Genomic DNA, 25,466 nt, shown 5'->3' on the forward strand with positions numbered 1-25,466 from the left:
ATTAACGCTCCACTAACGCTTTCTTGGCGTTATAAATATTCATCAGTACAGAGGTGATCAGGCTGATGGTCAGATATACCGCCATGGTCATGGCAATAATTTCCACCGCCTGGCCGGTCTGGTTCAGCGTACTGCCCATGAAGACAGACACCAGATCCGGATAACCCACCGCTGTCGCCAGTGAAGAGTTCTTAACCAGGTTCAGATACTGGCTGGTTAATGGTGGAATGATGACGCGCATGGCCTGCGGAATAATGACAAAGCGTAATGTCAGACCATTTTTCAGACCCAGCGCACTCGCCGCCTCAACCTGACCTTTTGATACAGCCATGATCCCGGACCGGACAATTTCCGCGATCGAGGCTGCGGTAAAAATCGTCAATGCCACCACCATGGAGAACAGCTCCGGAATAATGGTTAATCCGCCACGGAAGTTGAATCCTTTCAGCGCCGGCAGTTCCCAGTGCAGCGGCATCCCCGCAATCAGAAAGACAATCAGTGGCAAGCCCAGCAACAGCCCCAGACTGCTGAAGAAGACAGGAAATGTCTGCCCGGTCAGTTCCTGACGCTTTTTGGCCCATTTTTTCAGGATGACAACACCAGCCAGACCCATCACAAATGCAGTAGTAACCAGAAAGAAACCGTCTTCAGTGACCGGTGCCGGGACAAACAGACCACGCACGTTAAGGAAAAAAGCGTCCGCAAAACCGAGACTTTGCCGGGGGGGTGGCAACGCCCGCAATACACAGAAATACCAGAAGAATACCTGTAACAGCAGCGGAATATTACGGAATGTTTCGATATAAACCGCCGCCGCACGGCTAAGCAGCCAGTTGTTGGATAAGCGGGCAATACCGATAAGGAAACCCAGCAGTGTGGCAAAAATGATACCGATCCCGGAAACCAGCAGGGTATTCAGTAACCCGATGATAAAGGCCCGTCCGTAGGTATCATCTTCGGAATAAGAAATCAGTGTCTGAACAATACCGAAACTGGCTCTGTTATCAAGAAAGCCAAAACCGGTGGCAATGCCGCGTGTTTCCATATTGTGCAAAGCATTGCTGACAAAATAGAACAGCATCCATGCTACACATGCAACAGCAATCGCCTGAAACAGAATTCCGCGTACTTTAGGATCATAAATCCAGCGGGTAGCTGCCGCGTGGTTGCGATTATTCGAGTTTTCAGCAGGCATGCTAAATTAAACTCCAGTAAAGCTCTTAACTTAAAAGGGCGGGAAAATCCCGCCCTGTCCTGATGCGATTAACGTACTGGCGGAGCGTACAGGAAGCCGCCTTTGCTCCACAGATTGTTTTCAGTACGAACGATTTTCAGTGGTGAGTCTTTACCTACGTTACGATCGAAAACTTCTGCGTAGTTACCTACCTGTTTCACGATCTGATAGCCCCAGTCTTTGACCGCACCCAGCGCTGTTCCGTCCGGTGCGTCATAGCCCAGCATACGTTTAACATCCGGGCTACCGGATTTCGCCATTTCATCCACGTTCTTGCTGTTGATACCCAGCTCTTCCGCGTTGATCATGGCAAATACGGTCCATTTAACCAGCAGTTCCCATTGTTCATCGCCCTGACGAACCATCGGACCTAAAGGCTCTTTGGAAATGATTTCCGGCAACACCTCGACATCGTCCGGTTTCGCCAGCTTGATACGTACCGCAAACAGTTGTGATTTATCCGATGTCAGCACATCACAACGACCGGATTCAAAACCTTTCACGGTCTGATCCGAGTTATCGAACACAACCGGTGTGTATTTCATTTTGTTGGCGTGGAAATAGTCCGCCATGTTCATTTCGGTGGTCGTACCGCCTTCGGTACAAACCGTGGCACCATCCAGTTCTTTCGCGCTCTTCACACCCAGCGCTTTGTTAACCATAAAACCCTGGCCATCATAATAAGTGGTCGCGGTTGATTTCAGACCCAGCGTGGCATCACGGGTCATCGTCCAGGTGGTATTACGGGACAGAACATCCACTTCGCCTGACTGCAGTGCGGTGAAACGTTCTTTACCACCCAGCGGGATATACTTCACTTTGCTGGCATCAGAAAAAACGGCGGCGGCAACAGCGCGGCAGACATCAACATCCATACCTTCCCATACGCCTTTCGCATTCGGGCTGGAGAAACCAGGCAAACCGTCATTCACACCACATTGCACATAACCTTTTTTCTTCACGTTCGCTAATGTGTCACCTGATGCCGCCTGAGCATTGCCGGCAACCAATAAAGCAACCGCGGACGCAACGCCTGTTAGATATTTTAGTTTTGACATATTTCTTCCCTGCCAGGTTGAGTGAATAACATTATTAGATTAATGCTGACTATATTCCGCAGCACTTGTCATCAATAAAGCAACTATCAGGCCAGAATGCAGATCAATGAAATTCCGCAAAATACCGTGAATTAAAGTATACACGGCACTGGCAGCACCATCTGAAGGCACCAAAACGGTGCTACCAGCCGAAAATAAGGACTTTGACACCATTCATGGTTTTTGTTCTGAGCGGATTCCTCAAACCCGGAAGTAATATATGAAAGATCCCGGCTTTTCAGAATATAAGACTAAAAGGACAGTAAAAGAATTCACCTTGATAAAATAAGATAGCAGAGGAAATGCCATTTAAGAGATAAAATCCTGCAAATTGAGGTTCTCGTCTATTTTTTCACCCCATTCATGCGGTGCTTCTACACGATATTCTGTGCCGGCATAGCTGAAATGCAGCCGCCAGGCGTGCAAATATGTTCGATCTGCTACAGAACCACCGTAGCGTTCATCCCCCAGGATAGGCGCACCGATACTTTTCAATGCAACACGGATCTGATGTGTTTTCCCGGTATGCGGAGAAACGATATAGACACGATGACGAGGCAAAGCCAGCGCGACGCTCCGGAACCAGGTAACAGCCGGGTTTTCACAGGAATGCTGCAATCGCCAGCTACCATTCCTTCCTTTCACCATATCGCCTTTGATCCAGCCCTGTTTCTTTTTCGGGGCGCGATCACTAATAGCGAGATAAATCTTTTTCACCTCCCGATCAGCAAAAGACTGGCTGAGCAGACGGGTCGCCTCTTTATTCTTTGCCAGTAAAACCAGACCGGAAGTCACCTTATCCAGACGATGCACCGGATACACATCCTGTCCCAGAAAAGCAGACACCCGGGAAACCAGGCCGGGAACACCGGCATCATCATGCATATCAATACCGGCCTCTTTATTGACGACAAGGAAATCAGGCTGTTCCAGGATCATCGTAAATCCAGTGCGCGTTTCAGACATAGTGACGACTCTTATTAGTTACGGGCAAAAAAAAGCAAGAAAGAAACAATTATTACAGGTTGCTCTCGGTGGGGCCATATATTAGATATCGATCACATTGTTTATGACATCAGTACCTACATAACACAACATATTGCACAGTTTTGGTGCCATTGAAGTGCAAAAATAAATATTCAGTATTGTTTTCAACCAGTTGAGGTTAACTGATGAAATACTCTTCTTCGCACCAATTTTTGCAATATGTCGCCGATCGCAATCCTGGTCAGCCTGAATTCCTGCAAGCCGTCACCGAGGTAATAGAAAGTCTCTGGCCCTTCATTGAAAGACATCCAAAATATGCGGAGCATGGTCTGCTCGATCGCCTGGTGGAACCGGAACGTGTGGTTATGTTTCGTGTTTCCTGGGTTGATGATCACGGTCAGGTTCAGGTCAATCGTGGCTATCGCATTCAGCACAGTATGGCCATTGGGCCCTACAAAGGCGGTATTCGCTTTCATCCATCCGTTAACCTGTCTGTACTGAAATTTCTGGCTTTCGAACAAACATTTAAAAACGCATTGACCACCCTGCCCATGGGCGGCGGTAAAGGCGGTTCAGATTTTGATCCCAAGGGGAAAAGTCCGGCTGAAATCATGCGCTTTTGTCAGGCCTTCGTCAGTGAACTATTCCGTCATGTCGGATCCGATACCGACGTACCCGCCGGTGATATAGGCGTTGGCGGCAGGGAAGTCGGTTATATGGCCGGCATGATGAAAAAACTCAGTAACAGAGCAGACTGCGTATTCACCGGCAAGGGACTGAGTTTTGGCGGTTCGCTGATTCGTCCGGAAGCCACAGGCTATGGCACTGTTTATTTTGCCAATGAGATGCTGAAGACCAAAGGACGCTCTTTTAATGGCTTGCGCGTCAGTGTGTCAGGTTCCGGTAACGTAGCGCAGTATGCGGTAGAAAAGGCGATGTCTCTGGGTGCCAGAGTCATTACGGTATCCGATTCCAGCGGAACGGTAATAGATGAGCATGGTTTCACGCCTGAAAAACTCGCTATTCTGATGGAAGTGAAAAACCATAACTACGGCCGTGTCAGCGATTATGCTCAACGTGTCGGAGCCCGCTTCGAACCCGGTGTACGTCCGTGGCACGTACCCGTGGATGTAGCCCTGCCCTGCGCAACGCAGAATGAACTGGATGTAAATGATGCGGCAGCCCTGATCAAAAACGGTGTCATATGTGTAGCAGAAGGTGCCAATATGCCCGCGACTATCGAAGCGGCCAAAGCGTTTGAGGCTGCCGGGGTACTGTATGCACCAGGCAAAGCCAGCAATGCGGGCGGCGTTGCCACCTCGGGTCTTGAAATGAGCCAGAATGCGATGCGGATATCCTGGTCACGCGAGGAAGTAGATGCTCGTCTGCTACAAATCATGCAAGGCATCCATGCCGCCTGCCTGCATTATGGCAAACGATCCAATGGCAGCGTAAGTTATGTGGACGGAGCAAATATCGCCGGATTTGTCAAAGTGGCTGATGCCATGCTGACTCAAGGGGTGATTTAAACAGCAGAAATACCGGCATACCATTCCCCTGGCGCATGACGCGCCCGGGGAATGTCCGGCGATAATTTGCAGTTCTGACGGGCACGTATAGACTCAAAGTATTACGATTTATTTTCTTCTGCCCTGAAGAATAAGGATTGTCTTATGCCTCGCTCATATCAACGCATCCCTTTTCTTATTGCGCTTTTTCTTTCCGGATGCGCCTCCGGCCCGTCGGATAAGACAGCACAGCCGGATCAGATGAAGATCGATCCCATCACGGCTTCCCAGAAGTGCGTTTCTCTGGATACCGCCGGTAACTACGACGGTGCTTTCCCGTACTGCAAGGCATCTGCTGAAAATGGTAATACGTATGCTCAGACACTGACAGGCTCAATGTATTTCCGGGGAAAAGGTACACCACAGAATTTCGAACAAGCCGCCTACTGGTTTCAGAAAGTCGCCAAACACGGTGATGTGAATGCGCAGGCTCTTGTCGGCTCGTTATATTATGAAGGCAAGGGTGTTCCGCAAAGTTATGATCAGGCCAATTACTGGTTTCAGCAGGTCGCAAGACAGATAGAACTCAATGCGATGGTGCTCGTGGGCGCCATGTATTATGAAGGACAATGGGTTTACCAGGACTACCAGCAAGCGGCAATCTGGTATCAACGCGCCGCCGAACAGGGTGATGACAACGCTCAGTTCCGCCTCGGCACGATGTATTACGACGGGCAACTCCCGCAGGATTTCGCACAGGCCGCCTACTGGTACCAGAAATCGGCCGAACAGGGCAACTTTAACGCTCAGGCATTTTTAGGCGGCATGTATTACGAAGGGAAAGGTGTAGAGAAAGACAACAGGAAAGCTTATGCCTGGCTGTCTGTCGCTGCCGCTCATAATCAGGAAGCCATTGCCGCCCGCGACTCTGTGGCCGCGCAGCTTTCCCCTGATGAACTGATTGAGGCACAGGTTCTTTCTGCCGAATACTTTCAGAAATATTCCGTTAAATAGCAAACCCGCCGTCAACAGGAGCCGCTTTTCATAAAGAAAGCGGCTTCCGGCTGGATTTTCAGCAGTAACATGATAAATTGCGCGGCAAATCCGTTCGCTCAGCCGTATCTCTGTCGTATCGATTCAACGCCATGCAAATCCGATCACACAATAACTCCGTTCAGAAAGAGCTTAACTCGCATAAACCTGAATCGCTCAACCTGCAGTCAGCCCCGCCGCATCTTAAGCCCTGCACCTTTGTACTGCCGCACGGCCACTGGCCAACGGTTCTGGATTGTCTGTGTGACAGCTTCCCTGCCATCCATCGTCAGCACTGGCTTAGCCGGTTTGAACGGGAACTCGTGCTGGATAATCATCGGCAGCCAATCCGGCATGATCGACCACACCAGACCGGCCTGCGGATTTACTATTTTCGCGAAATTGCCAACGAAAAAGAGATCCCCTTTTACGAATCCATCCTCTATATGGATGAGCATCTGCTGGTGGCGGATAAACCGCATTTTCTGCCGGTCACCCCGAGCGGTGATTATGTGTCGCAAACACTGCTGTCACGGCTGATAGCTCGCTTCCAAAATCCCGAACTGCAGCCATTGCACCGGATTGATCGCCATACCGCAGGGCTCGTGCTGTTTTCCGTGCAAAAGAAAACACGTGGCCTCTATCAGGCCCTGTTCCGTGATCAAAAAATAGATAAGTGTTATGAGGCGATCGCACCGGCCTTACCCCAGCTCAGCTTCCCGCACACCCGCGCAACGAGGATTGTTCGCGGCGATCCGTTTTTTCTGTCTCAGGAAGTTGACGGAGAGGTCAATGCGCAGACCATCATTGATGTCATCGAACAGCGCGGTGATTTATGCCGGTATGCCCTGCAGCCGGTTTCCGGCAAAAAACATCAGCTACGCCTGCATATGGCAGCGCTTGGCGCACCAATTTGCAATGACGCGCTTTATCCGGTTGTGAATGATGCTATTGCGGATGATTATGAAAAGCCGCTGCAACTGCTTGCCAGCGACGTCACTTTTGTCGATCCGCTCAGCGGGACGCCGCGGTATTTCAAAAGTGAGCTGAGATTAGACTGGTGAAAACTGTCGGCCAGTACAGCCACCGTCAAAAGAATTAAACTCAATCCTGATGACGATGACCGGAGATAAATGAATATTTATTACTCACCCGGTGTGACATCAATTGTTTTTAACATTTGCTTGAGTTCGGCAACCCCCTCTTCACCGGGAAGAGTAACTGCCACATTGAGGATATTGTCTGCAAACGATTCTTCTAACCATGGACATGACGCGGTCACAACTCTGATTGGATAACCATGAAAATGAGGTAATACAAGGTTGTGATGAATGAAATGCTCTTTTTGTAATTTTTCGACATTAATCACGACGACTCTCCGCTAGCTTGGTGAGTCTTTGTTATAACAGACCTGATCCCCGCTTAATCAAACCTGCATCACCAAAATTGACTTTGGCTGAACAACAATACAATCAGGATGTTATCTACGTCGCAATAATCCTTAATCAGTACTAAAGACCAAAAATCATGGGCAGGCGAAAAGGTGACCATCCCCCTCCGCGCTGCCCAGTGGGTCAGAATTTCATCTGACCTTCCAGTACATAGGTCCTTCCTGGCATTGGCAGGCGGCCAACAGGACTAACGTCCGAACCGCGGAAGTAAGCGTCGTCATCCAGCAAATTGTTTATCCCCCCACTCAGATTCAGCTCCAGACCATTCCCTAAAGAAAAATCACGCCCCAGATGCGCGTTAACAAGAGTATAACCAGGTAACTCTCCCGCATCGCCATTAGCAGTTTCAGTGATGGTGTTGGCGGCATCGCTGAAACTTCTTGATGCATACAGAGCACTGGCGCTTGCAGTCCACGGTCCCGTTTTATAAACGGATTCGGCGCTGACATGATGACGAGGCGCATTAGGCAGTGCTTTACCGGCGTTTTTACCGCTTAACTGTTCTGTATCAAGCCAGGTATAACCAAGCCCTAGGGCCAGTTTCTCGGTTGCCTGCCAGCGGTTTTCCAGTTCGATCCCCTGCTGACGGGTTTCACCCAAGTTCTCATAGATATTCTGAGCTTTGTTAAACTGAATCTGATCCTTGTAGTCGATGCGGAATAACGTCGCGGACAGCTCAACCTCATCCAGTGGCTGCCAACGCGTCCCCACTTCATAGTTCCAGGCGATTTCATTAGCCACCTGACCTTCATAGATGACTTGCGCAGTCTGTACCGGTACCAGAGAACGCTGGGCATTGGCAAAGAGGAAGACGTCATCGCTGGCCTGCAGCCCCAGCGTCAGACCGGGCAGCCAGGCCGTAGCCCGGTTATCACTGGTGGCGCCGCTACGCTGATCCACATAATCGGTACGCACATCCTCATAACGGACGCCCGGCGTGACAGTGAAACGATCATCCATGAAATGCATGGTGTCACTGACATAGTAGGCCATCGCATCAGTATCGAATTGCCAGCGCCGGACCGCCGAGTAGGAATAATCGGCCAGCTTAGTCCGGTAATACCTGAACCAGTTTCCCTTCCCGAATCACTGAATTTGCAGAGAAAGAGGGTAAGCGGGCGATTCCGAGTCCGAATGGCCTATGCCGATATTGAAGCTCTGACAGGGAAAGCATTATGAACACTTTGGATTATTCCTGATATTACTCGCTGGCGGCCGCCATACCCGCAACGTACAATTCTCTACTTGTGGGGTGCCGGCCCTGGTTCGAAGCAGACATGAAATAGCATAACCTGATTAATTGGAGTGACCGTTTACTATGCATCCGTTTGACATTCTCACGTTAGACAACGGCGCAAAGCTGATTTTTACACCTTGTCCGGGAACAAAGGGCATTTCGTTATCCGATTCGCTGACTGCGTTGAAAAACGCTGGAGCACAAGCCGTCATTACCATGATGACAACAGCCGAATTAATTGAAAATCAGGCTGATTCGATCCCGTCTCTTTGTGCTGATTTGGGTATGGACTGGTATCACTTGCCGGTTGAAGATGGTTGTGCACCGCAAACGCCATTTGCTGAGGCGTTTGCTGCACAGAAACCCATTTTGCTGGATTTGGTCACATCAGGCGCGACGCTGGTGATCCACTGTCACGGTGGTACGGGTCGCACTGGTCTGATGGCCGCTATTCTGATGCTGGAATTGGGCTATGAGTCTGCCGAGGTTAAAGCCCGGATCCAACATATCCGTCCAAAATCGCTGACTTCAGCCGTTCAGGTTGGCTATCTGGTTGAGCATTATTCGTATACATAACATGATGGAGCATCAGGGCGAAACGGGTGTGACGCGGAACTCAACCCGTTTTTTAGAAATCAGCTCATTGCATGTATTACAGAAAAAATCGACAGAACAGCATTTAAATTTTTGTAGTTCCGCATGACAGGTTGGACAGAACCCCACAATATTGAATTCTTTTTTGCAATGGATACAGGCGACAGGACTATATCGCGGATCCAGCCCCTCCTTCTGGCAAGCCGGGCACTTGATAAAGTAAGTCATAAACCCCTCCTCTGCGGCACTGTATCGATCAGTGACCACACTAATTCAACTCTCCTTTAAGTTTAGTTTTCTCAATAGTGAAAAGGCTTTGGTCTCAGGAAATATATTTTTCTGGTTTTATCCATCTTCAATTCGGTCATGATTGGCTGAATCATTTATGCCCCATTCCGAGTTTAGTTAGCTCACATCTGTCCTAATGTGTGAGAGAAACTATGACATGTCGCTATCGCGTCATGTACCCATATCAGTTTGACAAAAATCAGTAAAAGCTAAGATACATGCAACTTTTAATTGTCCTTAATCAGTCTCATCCGGCATCATAAAATCCTATGGAAACACGGAATTATTCCGTATTTTGGCTGAGCTACCGCTTTGGCGATAGCTATGGAAAGACTGCACCCTGTAATAGAAGGGGCTGATAAATCCAGGTATCCGAACGCTAATAGCGGCACCAACAACTGCATCATCTAAAGTGGGAAATATGAATGCAAAAATTCTGGCAAGAGACTAAATGAGCATCGCAGGAATACTCTCCAACCGTGGCGATATTTATCAGACCCTTGTTGCCTTCGATTGGGCATTAACCGTCCTATCCGATCCCGAATTTCAATGGCTTGAGATAGATTCTACGACCTATCTGGTAGATGATGTTGTAATTGGAAAATCCGACGGTTCCCTAATTTGTTGCCAGTGCAAAAAGAACCAAACCGATTTCAGGGCATGGTCGATAACTGATCTTGCGGATGAACTGGACAAGGCGACTCTAGCACTGACTGGAAATAAACAAGCCCAAGTCCGCTTCTATTCGCGTAGCGAGTTTGGCTCACTCGCCAAACTACGTGAATTCAGCACCCTCCATGGCAATGAGGCCGATTATCTTGCGAAATTGACCAAAGAGCATAATAAAACAAATAGCGACTTGGCTGCTCGCATTGCCGATAAGGTGACCAATCTTTCGACGTATGAATTCCTACACCGTACCTCCTTCGAGATCACCCCAGACTTTGATCGCATGGAGATTTTACTACGTGAACGTTTGCGCCAAATGGCAAGTAACTCAGATGCTGCCTTCAACGCTCTTTGTATACGCCTCGATAAACTTGGTGGTCGTATAGAGGACGGCAACCTATCCGCCTCAACCCAGCATCGACTGACCAAAGACGACATCAAAGATATTCTTCATCGCTCTGGCGCAATGCTCGTTCCTAGCATGGACATTTCAGAGGTACGAAAATCGTTTGCCAGCACTTCGGTCATTGGCAGGCATTGGCATCGGGACATTGCCGGGCAGCGCATTTCTAGCCCAGTTGTGGGGGAACTCCTAGCAGCTATCGATGCCAAGAAACGTTCCGTCTTGCTTACGGGTCTGCCTGGTTCTGGCAAAACCTGTGTGATGCTGAGCCTGCAAGAAGCACTAGAACAACGTATGCAAGCCCGAGGTGACCTAGTGCCGCTCTTTATACAGTCACGAGAATTCGCCGACCTAGCGACGGCGCTGGAACGCCAGGCACAGGGCCTGCCAGTACAATGGGTAGAACAGGCCGCCCGTTTAGCTGAAGACGCACATGTTGTCGTAGTTATTGACTCACTGGATGTCTTGTCCATCGCTCGCGAACACAGCATATTGACGTACTTTCTGGCACAAATTGACCAGTTGCTACTGATTCCCAATGTTACCGTTATCACAGCTTGCCGCGACTTCGACCGTAAATACGACCGACGCATTGCTGCACGGCAATGGGACTGCGAATTGCAGTGCCTGCCGTTGGACTGGGAGAATGAAATTGTACCGCTTCTTGACAAGCTTGGAATCGATTCGACGACTATTGATTCCGTCACCCGTGAACTGATCTGTAATCCTCGCGAACTTGCCCTGTTTGTCGAACTGGCGCAACGTGAAGGCTGCTTCAACGTAGTGACCAGTCAAGCACTGGCGCAACGCTACCTCGATACCATCGTAAAGGCCGATCCAACGCTGGGGGATGCAGCCATGCAAGCGATTGAAGCCATCGCCGACGCAATGCTGAAGTCACGCAGCCTGTCTATTTCTAATCAACGCTTCAATGCTTCAGAGGACATCCTGCGACGACTCCACAGTCTCAATGTTCTGCTCGATACCCATGATGGTAAATTGACGTTTGGCCATCAAACTCTACTAGATGTACTGGTGATTAGTAGCGCTGTGCGCCGGGTCGTCTCGCTCAATAAATTCATCCAAGACTTGCCTCCTGTGCCCTTCGTACGTCCGAGTATACGTAGCTTTGTTGCACAGTTGGCGACTGGAGATCGCCGCGAATTTAGGAAGCAACTGCGGACAGTACTGACAGGCAACGCCGCCTTCCATATCCGCCGCCTGATTGCCGAATCATTTTCCCAGCAGATGCCTCTGGATGATGACTGGCCGCTTATACGAGATTTGCACGCCCATCATCGCGAGGTGTTTCAGGTGATTTACAACCAAGCATCGTTGGTTGAGTGGCATCACTTTTGGCTTTCTCATCTGGTTCCCGCATTGAAGGAAACGCTCGATGCCGATGGACTGACAGCCCATATTCATCGGGTAGCGCAGTGGGCAAATGATGATGCTACTGGCGTATTGGCATTCTGGATGGATGCAATTGCTTTAGATTGGCTAGATGGCAACAGAATCTCAGAGCAATTAGTTTTTTCTCTATCCGACTTTCGGACAGAAAATTTACCACTTGTTGCCCCCTTACTAAAGCGACTACTCAGTATGCCGAAACCAGACCATAGTTTATTGGGGCGTACTGTTGCACGTAGTGTCACTGCTGGCGCTATTGATGATAAAGACTTATGGCGCTATATCACTGGTGAGATCAATGATGATGATGTATTGAAATTTCATTTTGATAATAAACTGCATTGCCAAGCCCATGAGTTTGGCGACAAGGATGAAGATTTCCTGAAACAGAGGATGGTGGAATCCACTGCTTTACTTGATTTAGCACTGGAAACAATAGAACAATGGAGCCAACTTCGATCAACGCGTTATGGTGATACCCGAATAGGCTATCGCAGTGGATTCCTGAGTGGCACATCTTATAGCGATAATCACACGCAGAACGATCATACATACATAAATAGTGAACGAGTTCTGCTAGATGCAATTGAAGCAGCCATTCTCAATCACGCCCAAAATCACTCCAACTGGTGGGAAAATAACCGCGAACGCTTATGCTTTAACCACGAAGGGGCATTATGTTACTTCGCCATCCTCGCTTTCATCAGTAACCCAGAGGCAAATATAGACTTGATCGGTCGCCTGTTATGCGACAGCAATTTACTCGAATTCGAACTCTCCTATGAATTAGGCACATTGATTCAGACTGCATTTATTTACCTAGATAGCCATACACAAGATTCAGTCATGGCAACAATACAGACCTTGTGGGAGGATGAACCAGCAACGGATGAGGAAACACGTTTATGGGTTCTGAAGAAACGAGCAGAATATATATCCACGATCCCATGCCATATGCGTTCATCAGAAATGCAGGCGATACTAGATAGATTCGAAAAGTTATATGGGACATTTTGTCGACAGCCATATATCGGCATGAGAGGAGGCACTGTCGCCGCGCCATTTTCATATGAGGTGTTCCTCAATGCCAGTGATGGTGGGATACTTCATTTGCTCGCACACTACACTGGACATAACCGAGATTTCGATGACTTTTTAGTCGGTGGTGAACGAGAGGTCGGTTGGCAGCTACGCGAGGCTTCATCTCGCCACCCATCGCGATTCTTGGGAATACTGAAATCCCATTGGGCAGATATTTCATCAGGATTTTGCAATGATATCATGGACGGTATTGCCAACTACCTGGCACATCGCTATGGCAACTTGCAACCTAACGCTACTTGGATACCGATCGATGAGCCTGATGCACCTGCCTTGGCGAACCAAATCCTTGATGAACTGGAAAGACATCCCGCTCACTGGCAACTTAATCGCTCCGCTGCTAAGGCTTTGGAAGCCTGTGCGCATGTCCTCCAGGACACACAAACTGCTATGCGGCTGGTGTTCTTATCGATAGGCTTTGGAAAACTTAAGGAAGAAAGCTCCATTCATGGGGATTCAGGCGATTTGCTTACCACTGGTATCAATATGATTACCGGGAATATCGCCGAAGCCTTGATGATCTTGGTCAACAATTTTCAAGAGCAGAAAATTGCATTACCCGAATTGTTACCACCAACACTACGTCGATTTGCCAGCAAGAAACACCCTGCCATTCGCGCTCTAATTTTGAGACGTTTGCCGTACCTCCAAAGCCGGTATCCTGAGTTGGGTTGGGATTTATTTGACCATGCCATGCTGGATTCCGTGGGTCTTTGGAAATCCGCAGAACGTTGTCTGTATTGCGCCTATCACGATCTCTTCGAGAAGGTTGCTCCCTTGCTTGAGCGCCTCCGTTACGAGGGCAGCAAGGAAGATATGGAAACTTGGGGACGCATTTCAGCACTGTCTGCCCTAACGGGTCATATCAATTTTGCTGACTTGCTTAGAGAATTGAACACATTGGACATTACTGAAGCTTGGCAGGGAGCGGCAAGTGTTTGGACTAATCCTAACAATATCAAACAGCATCGCGAGCAATGTCTTACAGGTATCGAGACGGGACTAAGAACAGACAGTCGTCATGCAGCGATAGTTGCTCGACAGACCGAGAAAATCTTTCGGGACAAAACGCCACCTATCTCCATCCCGGTTGAATTGATTCAACTGTGCTTCAATGTGTTCGAGATTGATAGTGAAAACAAACATCACCGGCTGTTTGGGTTTGACGAATGGCTCAACGCCATTTCACAGCGCGATCCAGATCTCGCCTTGACTACAACAGAAATTTACCTAGCCTATGTTGGTCGTGCCAAGACTTATTTTTACGACCATAACAATCAGCTTGTCCAGCTAGTGACCCGGCTTTTTGCAGAAGCTGAGGAACGGGAAGAATCCGATCGAGGTACGATGCTTAAACGTGTGGTATCTGTGCAAGATTTGCTATTGTCACTGGGAGTTAATTCCGTTAATGATTGGCTAAAGATAGCTGAGAGGCAATAACTAATCCCTCATGAAAAGAGGTCCGCTCTTTAGCCGACCTTATCAAGACTTGTTCACAATGAGACGAATGCCCCTAACTAAGCGACACATAGATAACACGCTTTTGTCCATTTGCGTGGCACTGCCATATATCAAGACATCACTTTTTGACTGCTATACTGAAAAAATAGTAGCCTTTGCTGATATTCGACAGAACGTATGAATACCACTCGATCCTTTGTGAAGCTGACATGCGGAACGGTTGGAATGCTACTTGCGCTAACCGCCCTTGCCTGGCAAACGCCAATTCTAGTCTACCACCGGTTTGCGCAGACCGCCGAGGACAGCATGACGGTTCGTGCCGCCGTTTTTCAGCAACAGCTCGATCAGATCGATAGAGATGGCTATCAGGTAATCCCGCTCAAGCGCCTCGTCGATCATCTCCTTGGCCTAGCGCCGCCTCCACCCGTCAAGTCGATTGTCATCACTGCCGATGACGGCCACGAGTCGGTTTACCGGGCGATGGCGCCGATCACCATGCGTGCGCGTATTCCGGTGACGGTATTCATCTACCCTTCGGCAATCTCCAATGCGAGCTATGCGATGACCTGGCATGAAATCGACGAACTCAAGCGGAGCGGTTATTTCGACATCGGATCCCACTCGTACTGGCACCCGAATTTCTTCCGCGAGCGGCAAAGGCTCGATCCTGCCGCCTACGCGCGCTTCGTCGATGACCAGCTGGTCCGCTCGAAGGCGGTCTTGGAACGGAAAGCGGGGGCTCAGGTCGATCTGCTCGCTTGGCCCTTCGGCCTGGTGGACCACGAGCTCGAAGCGCATGCCCGGAGGGCCGGCTATGTCGCGGCTTTTACGCTGGAGCGTCGGCCAGTGCGCGAGGGCGACGACCCCATGGCCCTGCCGCGTTACCTGATCACCGACGCCGTCGGGGCGAAGGCATTTGCCGTCATCCTTCATGAAGCGGACGCGAAATGAATACGGCTAGCCGCTTTGTTCTGATCTTCCTCGCCTTGTTCCGGGTTTCGGCCCTAGAGGCGTCGATCGAGATCGTCTCCGTGGTGAATGCAGTAGATGGGCGACCCATCGCGGGCGCGCTGGTGACCGCAGAAGGTCGCGTCGAGGCCGCCGATGGGCAGGGCAGGCTGACATTGCCGGCACCGGCAACGTGGGTCGCGGCGCGGGCGCCGGGTTATTTGCGGACGCATGTGCAGGACGCCAGCCCCATTGCGCGAAATGAGACCATCCGGCTGACGCCTTTTCGACCGAAGGCGCTATACCTGTCGTTCTACGGTATCGGCGACAAGGCTCTGCGTGAATCCGCGCTCAAACTCATTGCCACGACCGAACTGAACGCTCTGGTGATCGATGTTAAGGGGGACCGCGGCCGCATTCCCTATCGCAGTGCCGTGGCGCTGGCGGCGGACAGCGGCGCTCAGAAGGTGATAACCGTGCGCGACATGCCCACCCTGATTGCCCAGTTGCACGCAGGCGGCGTCTACCTGATAGCTCGCGTGGTCGCCTTCAAGGACGACCCCCTGGCGCGTACCCATCCGGAATGGGCGGTGCGAGACAGGAACGGTCAGATCTATGTCGATCGGGAGGGACTGGCGTGGATCGACCCATTTCGCGGCGAGGTGCGGGACTACGTTCTCGACGTGGCCGAGGAGGCCGCGCGCCTCGGCTTCGACGAGATCCAGTTCGACTATCTGCGTTTTCCCGATGCACCCGGCCTCGTATTCGCAGAGCTGCCCACCCAGACCAACCGTGTCGCCACCATCAGCGGTTTCCTGTCCGAAGCGCGCCGTCGCCTGGCACCCTATAATGTCTTTGTGGCAGCCGACATTTTTGGCTATGTGCTCTGGAATCGGGATGACACGGCTATCGGACAGCGCTTGGAAGATTTGGTCAAATATCTGGATTACGTTTCACCCATGCTCTACCCATCCAACTTTCAGTTCGGCATCCCTGGGTACCGCAATCCGGTCGCCGTGCCAGGGGAAATTGTCAGATTGTCGCTGCGCAATGCCGTCAAGCGCACCGGTTTGCCACCCATACGCTTCCGTCCGTGGCTTCAGGCGTTCCGCGATTATGCGTTTGACCGGCGTCTGTTCGGGGCGGACATGATCCGTGCCCAGATCGAAGCCGCGGAGGCTTTCGGATCGGATGGCTGGATGCTATGGAACCCTCGCAACGCCTATGGCGAGGCCGGATTGCGGGCGAAGACGCAGCAATGAAACGCTGGTTCCTGCTGCTGGCTTGCTTTACTGAACATTAACCTTCACCAGGCTACTCTTAAATTTGCTCAAATTTTACCAACAAGTTGTTTTTGGATACGCAAAATAGAGACTTAAAGACTCACGATTCGTAACATGAATAATTTTCATCACGAAGGGAGCACCTGGAATACTGCTATGACTGAAAAAGGTATGGGCTGATGTATGGAGCGAACGAATACACAAACAAAAAAGCCCGCTTATTCAGCGGGCTTTTCCGTGGTATCTGGCGGAGAGATAGGGATTCGAACCCTAGAAGGGCTACAAACCCTTGCCGGTTTTCAAGACCGGTGCATTTAACCACTCTGCCATCTCTCCGTGGTTGCGGCGCATATTACTAAAGCTTGTAAATGTTGTAAATACGAAAGGCTGCTTGCACAACCTGACTGAACAGTTATTAAGCTGATTCACCAGAGATTCTCATATAAAACTGTTGTTTTGTGCCCGCTTCTGTTTTGATTATTATAAATAACATACTTGTTTAATGGTCTTTAGCCAGCATGCTTGCGTTTACCCGACTTTTACAGCGTTTTATCACCGATACGCATGTCTTTTTCGCCTTAAAAGTATCGTGTGCTCTGGCCGGCGTGCTTCTGCCCGGACTTTATCTCGGCATGATCCATGAAACGGTAGCCATGTCGCTGGGCATTGTGGCTGGAGCGATTGCCGAGCCTGATGATTCGCCTGCCGGACGGGTCAAATCATTACTGCTGACACTAGCATGTTTCTGGATCGCCACTTTGTCGGTGCAACTGCTGTACCCCTACCCTTGGTTCTTTGCGGCCGGGCTTTTATTTTCCACCTTCTTCTTCGTCATGCTGGGTGGACTGGGTAAACGTTACAGCAGCATTAGCTTCGGCAGTCTGCTGGTTGCGGTATATTCCATGATGGGCGCAGCGCAGGCGCCGACCATCTGGTTTCAGCCAGTCTGGTTATGTACTGGTGCCCTGTGGTATGGATTTATTTCTTTATGGTGGTTGCAGTTAACCCCCAATAAACCATTACGTGAACAAATTTCGCAGACCTGCTTTTCGCTGGCCCGCTATTGCACCCAGAAAGCCTGGCTGTTTCCCAGCAATGCCGATGAACAGCAGAGTATTCATCAGAAACTGGCTATTCTGAATGTGGACTGCATGGCCTCGATTAACCTATGCCAGGAGATGATCGCTCGCCGGACTGATCCTTCCGATCAGGAATTACGGCAGTTAAAAGCGCTGCAGACGATTACCGAACAGATCCATGAGCGGATCACATCCAGTCACTACCTCTATAATCGATTGAAGGACGATGTGCACAGCAATCTGCTGCTCGACGGTTTCCGTGAATTACTCCGGCAACTCGGCGTTGCCGTGCAGCAACTCGGTTACGCGACCCTGTTGAACAATCCTTTCCAGCTTTCGCCGGGATTACTCTGGGGTATTCAGGCACTAGGAGATCAGCTGCAATTCAGTCATGAAAGAACGCCGTTTTCTGCGAATACCGTTAATGCGCTACGTTTCTTACAAAAGAACCTGCTCGAGATTGTGCTTTTGCTGAATTCGGTTAATGACGTGCTCTCCGCAGCAGGCATGCAGTCACCGGAAAGCAAAGACACGCCAGTGCCCCCTGCACCGTCAGTATTACAACAAATCAAACTGCAGTTCAGTTTTAAATCGCCGCTGTTCCGTCACGCCTGCCGCATGAGTCTGTGTCTGGTCGCCGCTTATGGTTTGCTGCAACTATTTGATATAAAACAGGGTTTCTGGGTATTACTGACGTGCTTGTTTGTTTGCCAGTCCAGCTATACCGCAACCCGCCGACGTCTTTATCAGCGTATTGCCGGAACCTGCAGCGGCCTGCTACTCAGTCTGCCTTTGCTATGGTTTTCACCGGAACCCGGCGTTCAGCTGATTCTGATGGCCATTGCCGCTGTCCTGTTTTTTGCCCAGTTAAGAAGTAATTACAGCGTAGCGGTCATCTTCATTACCTTATATGCCATGACCGCGTTCGGCCTGCTGGGTGTCGAAGAAAAAAGCATCATTCTGCCGCGTTTTGTCGATACCCTGCTCGGCAGTATACTCTCGTTCGGTGCGGTTACCGTCTTATGGCCGGAGTGGCAATATCAGCGCATTCCGGAGTTGCTGGCCAAGGCGACCCGCTGCAACTATGAATATCTGAAATCGGTTATTTCTGCCTTGCAAAACACCGGGCAGGACAAGCAATTCAGCCGGAAACGGATCGCCGCCCATCATGCTGACAGTGCGCTGGCTCAGGCATGGATAAATATGCAGACCGATCCGAAGCAGCAGCGACGGTACACCAATTTATGTGCTGCGCTGATATACCGTAACCACAGCCTGTTATCCTATGTCTCGGCACTCGGCATTCATCAGGAATTACATGGTTCCTTATTCGAGCCACAACTGATTAAATACGCTCAATCGTTGTTTGATGCACTGGATGAATCAGTCACAGCCTTATCAGGTAAACACAATACCCATCCGGTGGTGCTGGCATCGTTATCGCCGGCACTTTACATTGAATCAGTGGCTGATACCGATCAGCGCGCCGGTCTCATCCGGCAGGAAATGATGCATATCGGTATCATGACAACTGAAATACTGAAACTATCCCGATTGTTAAACCCGCTGATACAAAGCCACAGCGCAGATAAATCTTTTTTCCGGAGTAAATAGATGTTGGTTCTTGGCAACAAAGAGATCGAAACAGATACGTATGGCTACCTGAAAAACATGAGTGACTGGACCCCCGAACTGGCGGAGCTGATCGCCGCCGGTGAGCAGATCACACTGAGCGAAGCGCACTGGGAAGTGATCCATTTTGTCCGCGATTTCTATGCCGAATACAAGACCTCCCCTGCTATTCGTGCACTGGTAAAAGCCATGGCGCTGAAACTGGGCGAAGATAAAGGAAACAGCCGCTATCTCTATCGTTTGTTCCCGGAAGGGCCAGCCAAACAGGCCACCAAAATTGCCGGCCTGCCCAAACCGGCCAAATGCATTTAACCCGTCATACCGGGTCTCAACCTGCCTGATGCTGGCTACCGGCATTAGTGCAGGTTAAATATCATACTATTTTTGTCAAGTTTTCCCTCCCGTAACACATCAAACATATATACTTAATACATCAATGTAATGATGTTGATTCCTGTCAATGGTAACCTCTCTTTACTGAGGTGAACGCTATGTCAAAATACAGATCAGCCTTACCGCAATTAGCGGGTGATCTATACCTCACCGATGGCGGGCTTGAAACAACGCTGATATTTCATCATGGCCTCGAACTCCCGGATTTTGCAGCGTTCCACCTGCTGACCAGTCCGGCCGGGACAGAAACTCTCCGCAACTATTTCCGCGCTTATGCCAAACTGGCACATGAGTTAAAAACGGGTTTTATATTTGAAAGTGCAACCTGGCGGGCCAACCGGGATTGGGCCTATCCACTCGGTTATAACCGGGCAACCTTAGCGGCCGTGAATCATATGGCCATCACCATCATGGATGAAATCCGCCAGGAATACGAATCTGAACATTCGCCGATGATTCTTAGCGGTTGTATTGGCCCCCGGGGAGATGGTTATCTTCCGACCAGTGTGATGTCAGTGCAGGACGCACAAGACTATCATCAGGAACAGATCGACACCTTTGCCCGCACTCAGGCAGACATGGTTTGTGCGTTAACCATGAATTACCCCGATGAAGCATCCGGTATTGTGCTGGCCGCCAGACAGGCCGAATTACCTGTCGCAATCTCTTTTACGCTGGAAACAGACGGTAATCTGCCGGATGGACAGACATTGGCAGTGGCAATTAACCGGGTCGATGACATAACAGCCGGTTATGCCAGTTATTTTATGATCAATTGTGCTCATCCAACCCATTTTGAACATCTTTTTGCGGGCAATGATAAAAGCCTCATCCGGGTTCGCGGCGTCCGGGCCAATGCCTCATGTAAAAGTCATGCCGAATTAAACGACTCGGCTGAACTGGATATGGGAAATCCGGAAGAACTGGGAGAGCAATATGCAGCTCTCAAAAAACAACTCCCCAGCCTGAACATACTGGGAGGATGTTGCGGAACCGATCATCAGCATGTGGCTGAAATAGCCAAAGCCTGTTTACCGCTGTTTTAAATACAAAGAGTGGGCAATATCCGGCATTAAAATCAGTTAACAGGATGAAAATAATGAACATCAGAGATGCAACCAGAGACGATGCCAAAGCGCTGGCTTATCTGATCAATCTGGCTGGCGAAGGCATACCGGAGTATTTCTGGAAAACAATGGCTGCCGAAGGGGAACTGCCGCTGGCTGTCGGTGCAGAACGAGCAAGGCGTGAGGAAGGCAACTTTAGCTATAAAAATGCAAAAGTCTGCGTTGAAAATGATCAGGTCGCCGGCATGATTCTTTCCTATAAACTCCCCGCGCCCTATCTTTTGGGCAATCTTGCAGAATACCCGGAATTAGTGCATCCCTTAGTCAAGCTGGAAGCACAAGTACCCGGAAGCTGGTACATCAACGCTGTGGCAACTTTTGAAGAGTTCAGAGGTAGAGGCATTGCAACACTGCTACTCCGGCACGCGGAAGAGCAGGCGCATCAGGCAGCCTGTAATACCCTCTCGCTCATCGTCGCATCCGAAAATATTAATGCAGTAAAACTATATGAAAAACTGGGTTTTATCAGAATCAGTACACTACCCGTCATTTTATATGAAGGTTGCATGCATGGCGGGAAGTGGATTTTAATGACAAAAAATATAAGTACTATTTAGTTATCCTTATGCCGACGGTTATGCACAATACTGGCAATCACACTGATAGCCAGAATCACAGCTACTACTCCCAGCGATAGCATTATTGGAATTTTAACGATATTCATCAGTAACATTTTACAGCCAATAAATAACAGAATCGCAGCCAGCCCATATTTAAGAAAGACAAACCGGTCAGCAAAGTCTGCCAGCAGAAAATACATTGCCCGTAACCCCATGATGGCAAAGATATTTGATGTGAGAACAATAAAAGGATCAGTAGTAATCGCAAAGATAGCCGGAATACTGTCAACAGCGAAAATAAGATCACTAATTTCAACGAGTAACAGCACTAAAAACAAAGGTGTTACATAACGAACCCCTTTCTGAATCACAATGAATTTTTCATCATGTAACTTGTGAGTTATATTCAAATGATGCCGAAGCCATAATATCAGCGGATTATTGGCCCAATCCGGTTCTTTATCGGCAGCCCAGATCATCTTGATCGCTGTCATCACCAGAAATCCGCCGAAAACATACAGGATCCAGTGAAACTGTGATATCAGCCAGGTACCGGCAAATATCATCCCGGTACGCATCACAATGGCACCAAGAACACCGAATAACAGTACCCGTCGTTGTAATTCGGCCGGAATAGAAAAATATTTAAACAACATCAGCCAGACAAAGAAATTATCAATTGCCAGTGCTTTTTCAATCAGATAGCCGGTGAAAAACTCAAGTGCTTTCTCATTAGCCAGTTCCCGTCCGGCATGGATATCAAGATATACCCAGATAGCGGTATTAAAGATGCAAGCAACAACAATCCAGATCACCGACCAGATTGCGGCCTCTTTGAAAGAAACCCGGTGCTGTTTGCCACCACCAACAAACAGATCGATAAAAAAGATGAAGATAACCAGTACCGCGAAACCACTCCACATCCACCAGACATTAAGTAGTTCCATACCGGAAACTCCTTAACAGCCTTCTATCCGACCGGGTACATACACTGGGATAAAAGACCGTCAGTATTAAGTCACGCCGCTTGTTAAAATAAGGTTAATAGCTGATAAAAGGTTGTGCAACCGGAGATGAAGGGGACTTTGTATCAATAAACCCTACTTTAAGTATTGTTAATAAATTGCCGTTATATATGCTAGCCGAATGTATCTGTAGTGGAGCTCCATTAGTTGCATATCGTTTTCGATGCTCAGACCATGCTCTTCATGGATGTTGTTTTAGGGTTTTGCCTTTCCATCGCTTTAAGTTTCAGCATCCACGACCGTTTTGTTTGCCCCGGAGCCAAGGCTTGGGTTACAGCATTATTCTCATCCACAGCTGGGCTCCTTTTCTTGTGGCTGCGCCTTTTCGTCCCGCTATGGATTAGTGTGGCATTCGGCAATGGACTGATACTGATTGCTCATGCACTGCTCTGGCTGGGATTCAGACAATATACAAATCGACATACACCTAAAGATAATCTGGTGCTACTTACCCCCGTTGTGGTTTCGATGGTTTTACTATGGCTGACAAATATAGACCCTAATAACATCACATTAAGAAGCAATATTGCCGCTTACACCCTGATATGCCTCATCATCATGACGATATTCGAGGCATTGAAAAATAGAAAGGTCATTGAAACCGGTCGTCTTCTGTGTGCCATATCGCTCTCTTTCACCATCGCCTGTACCTTATTCAGAGCCTTAACCATCCAGAAATTTGCAGGAAATGTCAGTCTTTTTGAAAACAATCTGAACTCCCTGATTCTCATGGTTTCCTCAGGTATTTCTCTGGTGGGCACAGGTATTAGTGTGATGCTGATATCTTCCCAATGGTTACAGCAACGTCTATACATGCATGCCACTTATGACGCATTAACCGGATTGTATAATCGTTATGCATTGACTGAGTTAAGTGAAACAGGCTCAATCACCAAAAATGCATCATCCCGATGGAGCATTGCGATAATAGATATTGACCATTTCAAAAGAGTAAATGATCAATACGGCCACCCTGCTGGCGATGATGTTTTACGTGAAATTGCCAGCATTCTGAAAGCACATGTCCGGCATAGAGATATCGTGACTCGCTATGGCGGAGAAGAGTTCGTGGTTGTTTTAATCGATTGTGATTTACAGCAGACCCGAAACTGGGCTGAGCGGATCAGAGCACAAATCGAATCCCGGGAGATTCGAATCCAGGGGCACTCTATTCATGTGACCGTAAGCATCGGTATCGCTACATCATCAGATTCAGAATTAGATCCTGCCATCAATGCTGCAGATAGTGCTCTTTACCTGGCAAAGCGCTCAGGTCGAAATCAGGTTCATGTTTGTACCGAGGAGTCATGCGTGGGAATGAATGGGTCAATATCACTTAAAAACTGATGATTTCAATGGTGCCGGCAATAGGAATCGAACCTACGACCTTCGCATTACGGGTGCGCTGCTCTACCAACTGAGCTATACCGGCATTTGAGTCTTCTGACTTAATTTATTTTGCTACTGTTTATTAGCATTTCCAACTATTTTATCTGCAAAACTGATTCATAATTATAGAGTTAGAATCAAAAAATATACGGGCGATCACGTAAATAGCTCAAAATCTGCAGTTGCAAGCGTAAATCTGTTTGCATGCTGATTTATGAAAATCAGGTGATCTTAAGCTGTTAATGTTACTGTATATACCGGATATAAATTTATACACATTTATCGAGGGACCATATGCTGAATTTTGAATATCAGAATCCAACCAAAATTCTCTTTGGAAAAGGACAAATTGAAAAAATTGGCCAGGAAATCCCTTCTGATGCCCGCATCCTGATCGTTTATGGCGGGGGAAGTGTTATTGCCAACGGGACCATGGACATGGTCAGAAAAGCGTTAGCCGGCCGGAACATCTCGGAGTTTGGAGGTATCGAACCCAATCCGGATTACGACACGCTGATGCGGGCGGTGGAGCTGGTAAAAAAGGCGCGGATCAACTATCTGCTGGCCGTGGGCGGCGGTTCTGTCATTGACGGCACAAAATTCATTTCCGCAGCCTCTTGCTGGGAATTGGGCGACCCATGGGAAATACTGCGCCATCAGGGAAAAGGTATCCGTACCGTGATTCCTTTCGGATGCGTTTTAACACTGCCGGCCACCGGTTCAGAAATGAACCATCATGCGGTCATCAGTCGTAAAACCCGCCAGATCACGTTGCCATCAGCCAGCGGCAGCTCGGAAGGTTCTGGTGTCGTGTCGATTCACAGCCGCGTGGATAATGAAAAGCTCGCCTTCTCAAGCGAGAAAGTATTCCCGCAATTTGCAGTGCTGGATCCGGTTGTCACATTCACTTTACCTAAGGTTCAGATTGCAAATGGCATAACAGATGCGTTTTGTCATGTCATGGAACAATATTTGACCTATCCGGTTCATGCGAACCTGCAAGACAGATTCGCCGAAAGCATTCTGCTGACATTACTGGACGATGGGGTCAAAAGTTACCGACAGCCGGAGAACTATGACAGCAGAGCCAATCTGATGTGGTGTGCCACGATGGCATTAAATGGTCTGATCGGCGCAGGCGTTCCGCAGGACTGGAGTACACATGCCATTGGTCATGAGCTGACCGCCCTGTTTGGTCTGGCACATGCACAGACATTAGCCATCGTACTGCCGGCAACCATGCATGTCCGCCGGCATGAGAAAAAAGAGAAATTGTTGCAGTATGCTGATCGTGTCTGGGGTATCCGGGGAGAAAATCCGGATGAAGTTATTCAGCAGGCCATCAGTAAAACGGTCGCGTTTTTCGAGTCCATCGGCCTGCACTCCAAGCTTTCTGCCTACAATATCAGCGCAGACCAGCTCTCCGAGGTTTCTGCCAAGTTACTGAAACATGGCATGACCGGTATCGGTGAACATAGCTCGGTCACGTTGGAAGTTTGTGAGGAAATTCTGAACACCGCGCTGTAATGACGCTTCGCTCCGGAATGATGCTGAACAA

Annotated in this window: 19 protein-coding genes, 2 tRNA genes and 1 pseudogene; 13 read left to right on the forward strand and 9 right to left on the reverse strand. The window is 49.0% G+C overall.

What is annotated here, in order from left to right; all coding sequences use genetic code 11:
* Position 1: 1 nt before the first annotated feature.
* From HNR75_RS08640 to HNR75_RS08650, 3 genes are all read right to left on the reverse strand, one after another.
* Positions 2-1,195 (reverse strand): amino acid ABC transporter permease, encoded by a 1,194-nt coding sequence (locus HNR75_RS08640; protein ID WP_188026574.1) that lies wholly within the window; start codon positions 1,193-1,195, stop codon positions 2-4.
* Between the two features lie 68 nt (positions 1,196-1,263).
* A complete protein-coding gene (locus tag HNR75_RS08645; RefSeq protein WP_188026575.1) occupies positions 1,264-2,292 on the reverse strand; it encodes an amino acid ABC transporter substrate-binding protein in 1,029 nt (342 codons plus the stop codon).
* 348 nt (positions 2,293-2,640) lie between these two features.
* Positions 2,641-3,297, reverse strand: coding sequence for a TIGR01621 family pseudouridine synthase (locus HNR75_RS08650; protein WP_188026576.1), 657 nt, complete (start codon positions 3,295-3,297; stop codon positions 2,641-2,643).
* A gap of 206 nt (positions 3,298-3,503) precedes the next feature.
* Between HNR75_RS08650 and gdhA the strand changes: the two genes are divergently transcribed.
* From gdhA to HNR75_RS08665, 3 genes are all read left to right on the forward strand, one after another.
* Positions 3,504-4,847, forward strand: coding sequence for an NADP-specific glutamate dehydrogenase (gdhA, locus tag HNR75_RS08655; protein WP_188026577.1), 1,344 nt, complete (start codon positions 3,504-3,506; stop codon positions 4,845-4,847).
* A 144-nt stretch (positions 4,848-4,991) separates the two neighbouring features.
* Entirely contained in the window at positions 4,992-5,840 is an 849-nt protein-coding gene (locus HNR75_RS08660; protein WP_188026578.1) for a tetratricopeptide repeat protein, read from the forward strand.
* 131 nt (positions 5,841-5,971) lie between these two features.
* Positions 5,972-6,922 (forward strand): pseudouridine synthase, encoded by a 951-nt coding sequence (locus HNR75_RS08665; RefSeq protein WP_188026579.1) that lies wholly within the window; start codon positions 5,972-5,974, stop codon positions 6,920-6,922.
* Positions 6,923-7,002: 80 nt separating this feature from the next.
* On the opposite strand, the gene HNR75_RS08670 is transcribed toward HNR75_RS08665, so the two are convergent.
* Positions 7,003-7,227: a hypothetical protein gene (locus HNR75_RS08670; protein WP_188026580.1), complete on the reverse strand. Its 225-nt coding sequence runs from the start codon at positions 7,225-7,227 to the stop codon at positions 7,003-7,005.
* 205 nt (positions 7,228-7,432) lie between these two features.
* Positions 7,433-8,371, reverse strand: a pseudogene (locus HNR75_RS08675) (TonB-dependent receptor domain-containing protein); the annotation flags it as partial.
* A gap of 256 nt (positions 8,372-8,627) precedes the next feature.
* Here HNR75_RS08675 and HNR75_RS08680 point away from each other — a divergent pair.
* A complete protein-coding gene (locus HNR75_RS08680) occupies positions 8,628-9,122 on the forward strand; it encodes a phosphatase domain-containing putative toxin (protein ID WP_188026581.1) in 495 nt (164 codons plus the stop codon).
* Between the two features lie 12 nt (positions 9,123-9,134).
* Here HNR75_RS08680 and HNR75_RS08685 read toward each other — a convergent pair whose 3' ends face one another.
* Positions 9,135-9,368, reverse strand: a complete 234-nt coding sequence (locus tag HNR75_RS08685) for a zinc ribbon domain-containing protein (RefSeq protein WP_188026582.1) — start codon at positions 9,366-9,368, stop codon at positions 9,135-9,137.
* A gap of 511 nt (positions 9,369-9,879) precedes the next feature.
* On the opposite strand from HNR75_RS08685, the gene HNR75_RS08690 reads away from it, so the two are divergent.
* From HNR75_RS08690 to HNR75_RS08700, 3 genes are all read left to right on the forward strand, one after another.
* Positions 9,880-14,451 carry an AAA family ATPase gene (locus HNR75_RS08690; RefSeq protein WP_188026583.1) on the forward strand — a complete coding sequence of 1,524 codons (4,572 nt, stop codon included), beginning with the start codon at positions 9,880-9,882 and terminating at the stop codon, positions 14,449-14,451.
* 246 nt (positions 14,452-14,697) lie between these two features.
* Positions 14,698-15,423 (forward strand): polysaccharide deacetylase family protein, encoded by a 726-nt coding sequence (locus tag HNR75_RS08695; protein WP_223157833.1) that lies wholly within the window; start codon positions 14,698-14,700, stop codon positions 15,421-15,423.
* Positions 15,420-16,682 carry a putative glycoside hydrolase gene (locus tag HNR75_RS08700; protein WP_188026585.1) on the forward strand — a complete coding sequence of 421 codons (1,263 nt, stop codon included), beginning with the start codon at positions 15,420-15,422 and terminating at the stop codon, positions 16,680-16,682. The genes HNR75_RS08695 and HNR75_RS08700 overlap by 4 nt, the downstream gene beginning before the upstream one ends.
* A 266-nt stretch (positions 16,683-16,948) precedes the next feature.
* Here HNR75_RS08700 and HNR75_RS08705 read toward each other — a convergent pair.
* Positions 16,949-17,039 (reverse strand) — tRNA-Ser (locus HNR75_RS08705).
* A gap of 182 nt (positions 17,040-17,221) precedes the next feature.
* Between HNR75_RS08705 and yccS the strand changes: the two genes are divergently transcribed.
* The 4 genes from yccS to HNR75_RS08725 all read left to right on the forward strand — a co-directional run bounded on the left by yccS (position 17,222) and on the right by HNR75_RS08725 (position 21,491).
* The gene (gene yccS, locus HNR75_RS08710) at positions 17,222-19,396 is read left to right on the forward strand and encodes a YccS family putative transporter (RefSeq protein ID WP_188026586.1); all 2,175 of its coding nucleotides are present in this window, start codon (positions 17,222-17,224) and stop codon (positions 19,394-19,396) included.
* Positions 19,397-19,726 (forward strand): TusE/DsrC/DsvC family sulfur relay protein, encoded by a 330-nt coding sequence (locus tag HNR75_RS08715; RefSeq protein WP_188026587.1) that lies wholly within the window; start codon positions 19,397-19,399, stop codon positions 19,724-19,726.
* Positions 19,727-19,905: 179 nt separating this feature from the next.
* The gene (locus HNR75_RS08720; RefSeq protein WP_188026588.1) at positions 19,906-20,853 is read left to right on the forward strand and encodes a homocysteine S-methyltransferase family protein; all 948 of its coding nucleotides are present in this window, start codon (positions 19,906-19,908) and stop codon (positions 20,851-20,853) included.
* A gap of 53 nt (positions 20,854-20,906) precedes the next feature.
* A complete protein-coding gene (locus HNR75_RS08725; RefSeq protein WP_188026589.1) occupies positions 20,907-21,491 on the forward strand; it encodes a GNAT family N-acetyltransferase in 585 nt (194 codons plus the stop codon).
* Here HNR75_RS08725 and HNR75_RS08730 read toward each other — a convergent pair.
* Positions 21,488-22,441, reverse strand: coding sequence for a TerC family protein (locus tag HNR75_RS08730; protein ID WP_223157834.1), 954 nt, complete (start codon positions 22,439-22,441; stop codon positions 21,488-21,490). The genes HNR75_RS08725 and HNR75_RS08730 overlap by 4 nt on opposite strands.
* A gap of 225 nt (positions 22,442-22,666) precedes the next feature.
* On the opposite strand from HNR75_RS08730, the gene HNR75_RS08735 reads away from it, so the two are divergent.
* Positions 22,667-23,866 (forward strand): GGDEF domain-containing protein, encoded by a 1,200-nt coding sequence (locus HNR75_RS08735; protein WP_188026590.1) that lies wholly within the window; start codon positions 22,667-22,669, stop codon positions 23,864-23,866.
* Positions 23,867-23,875: 9 nt separating this feature from the next.
* On the opposite strand, the gene HNR75_RS08740 is transcribed toward HNR75_RS08735, so the two are convergent.
* A tRNA-Thr gene (locus HNR75_RS08740) sits at positions 23,876-23,951 on the reverse strand.
* Positions 23,952-24,202: 251 nt separating this feature from the next.
* Between HNR75_RS08740 and HNR75_RS08745 the strand changes: the two genes are divergently transcribed.
* On the forward strand, positions 24,203-25,435 hold the full coding sequence (locus HNR75_RS08745; RefSeq protein ID WP_188026591.1) for an iron-containing alcohol dehydrogenase: 1,233 nt from the start codon (positions 24,203-24,205) through the stop codon (positions 25,433-25,435).
* Positions 25,436-25,466: the final 31 nt, after the last annotated feature.

It is taken from the genome of Tolumonas osonensis (assembly GCF_014202415.1).
GTDB lineage: Bacteria > Pseudomonadota > Gammaproteobacteria > Enterobacterales > Aeromonadaceae > Tolumonas > Tolumonas osonensis.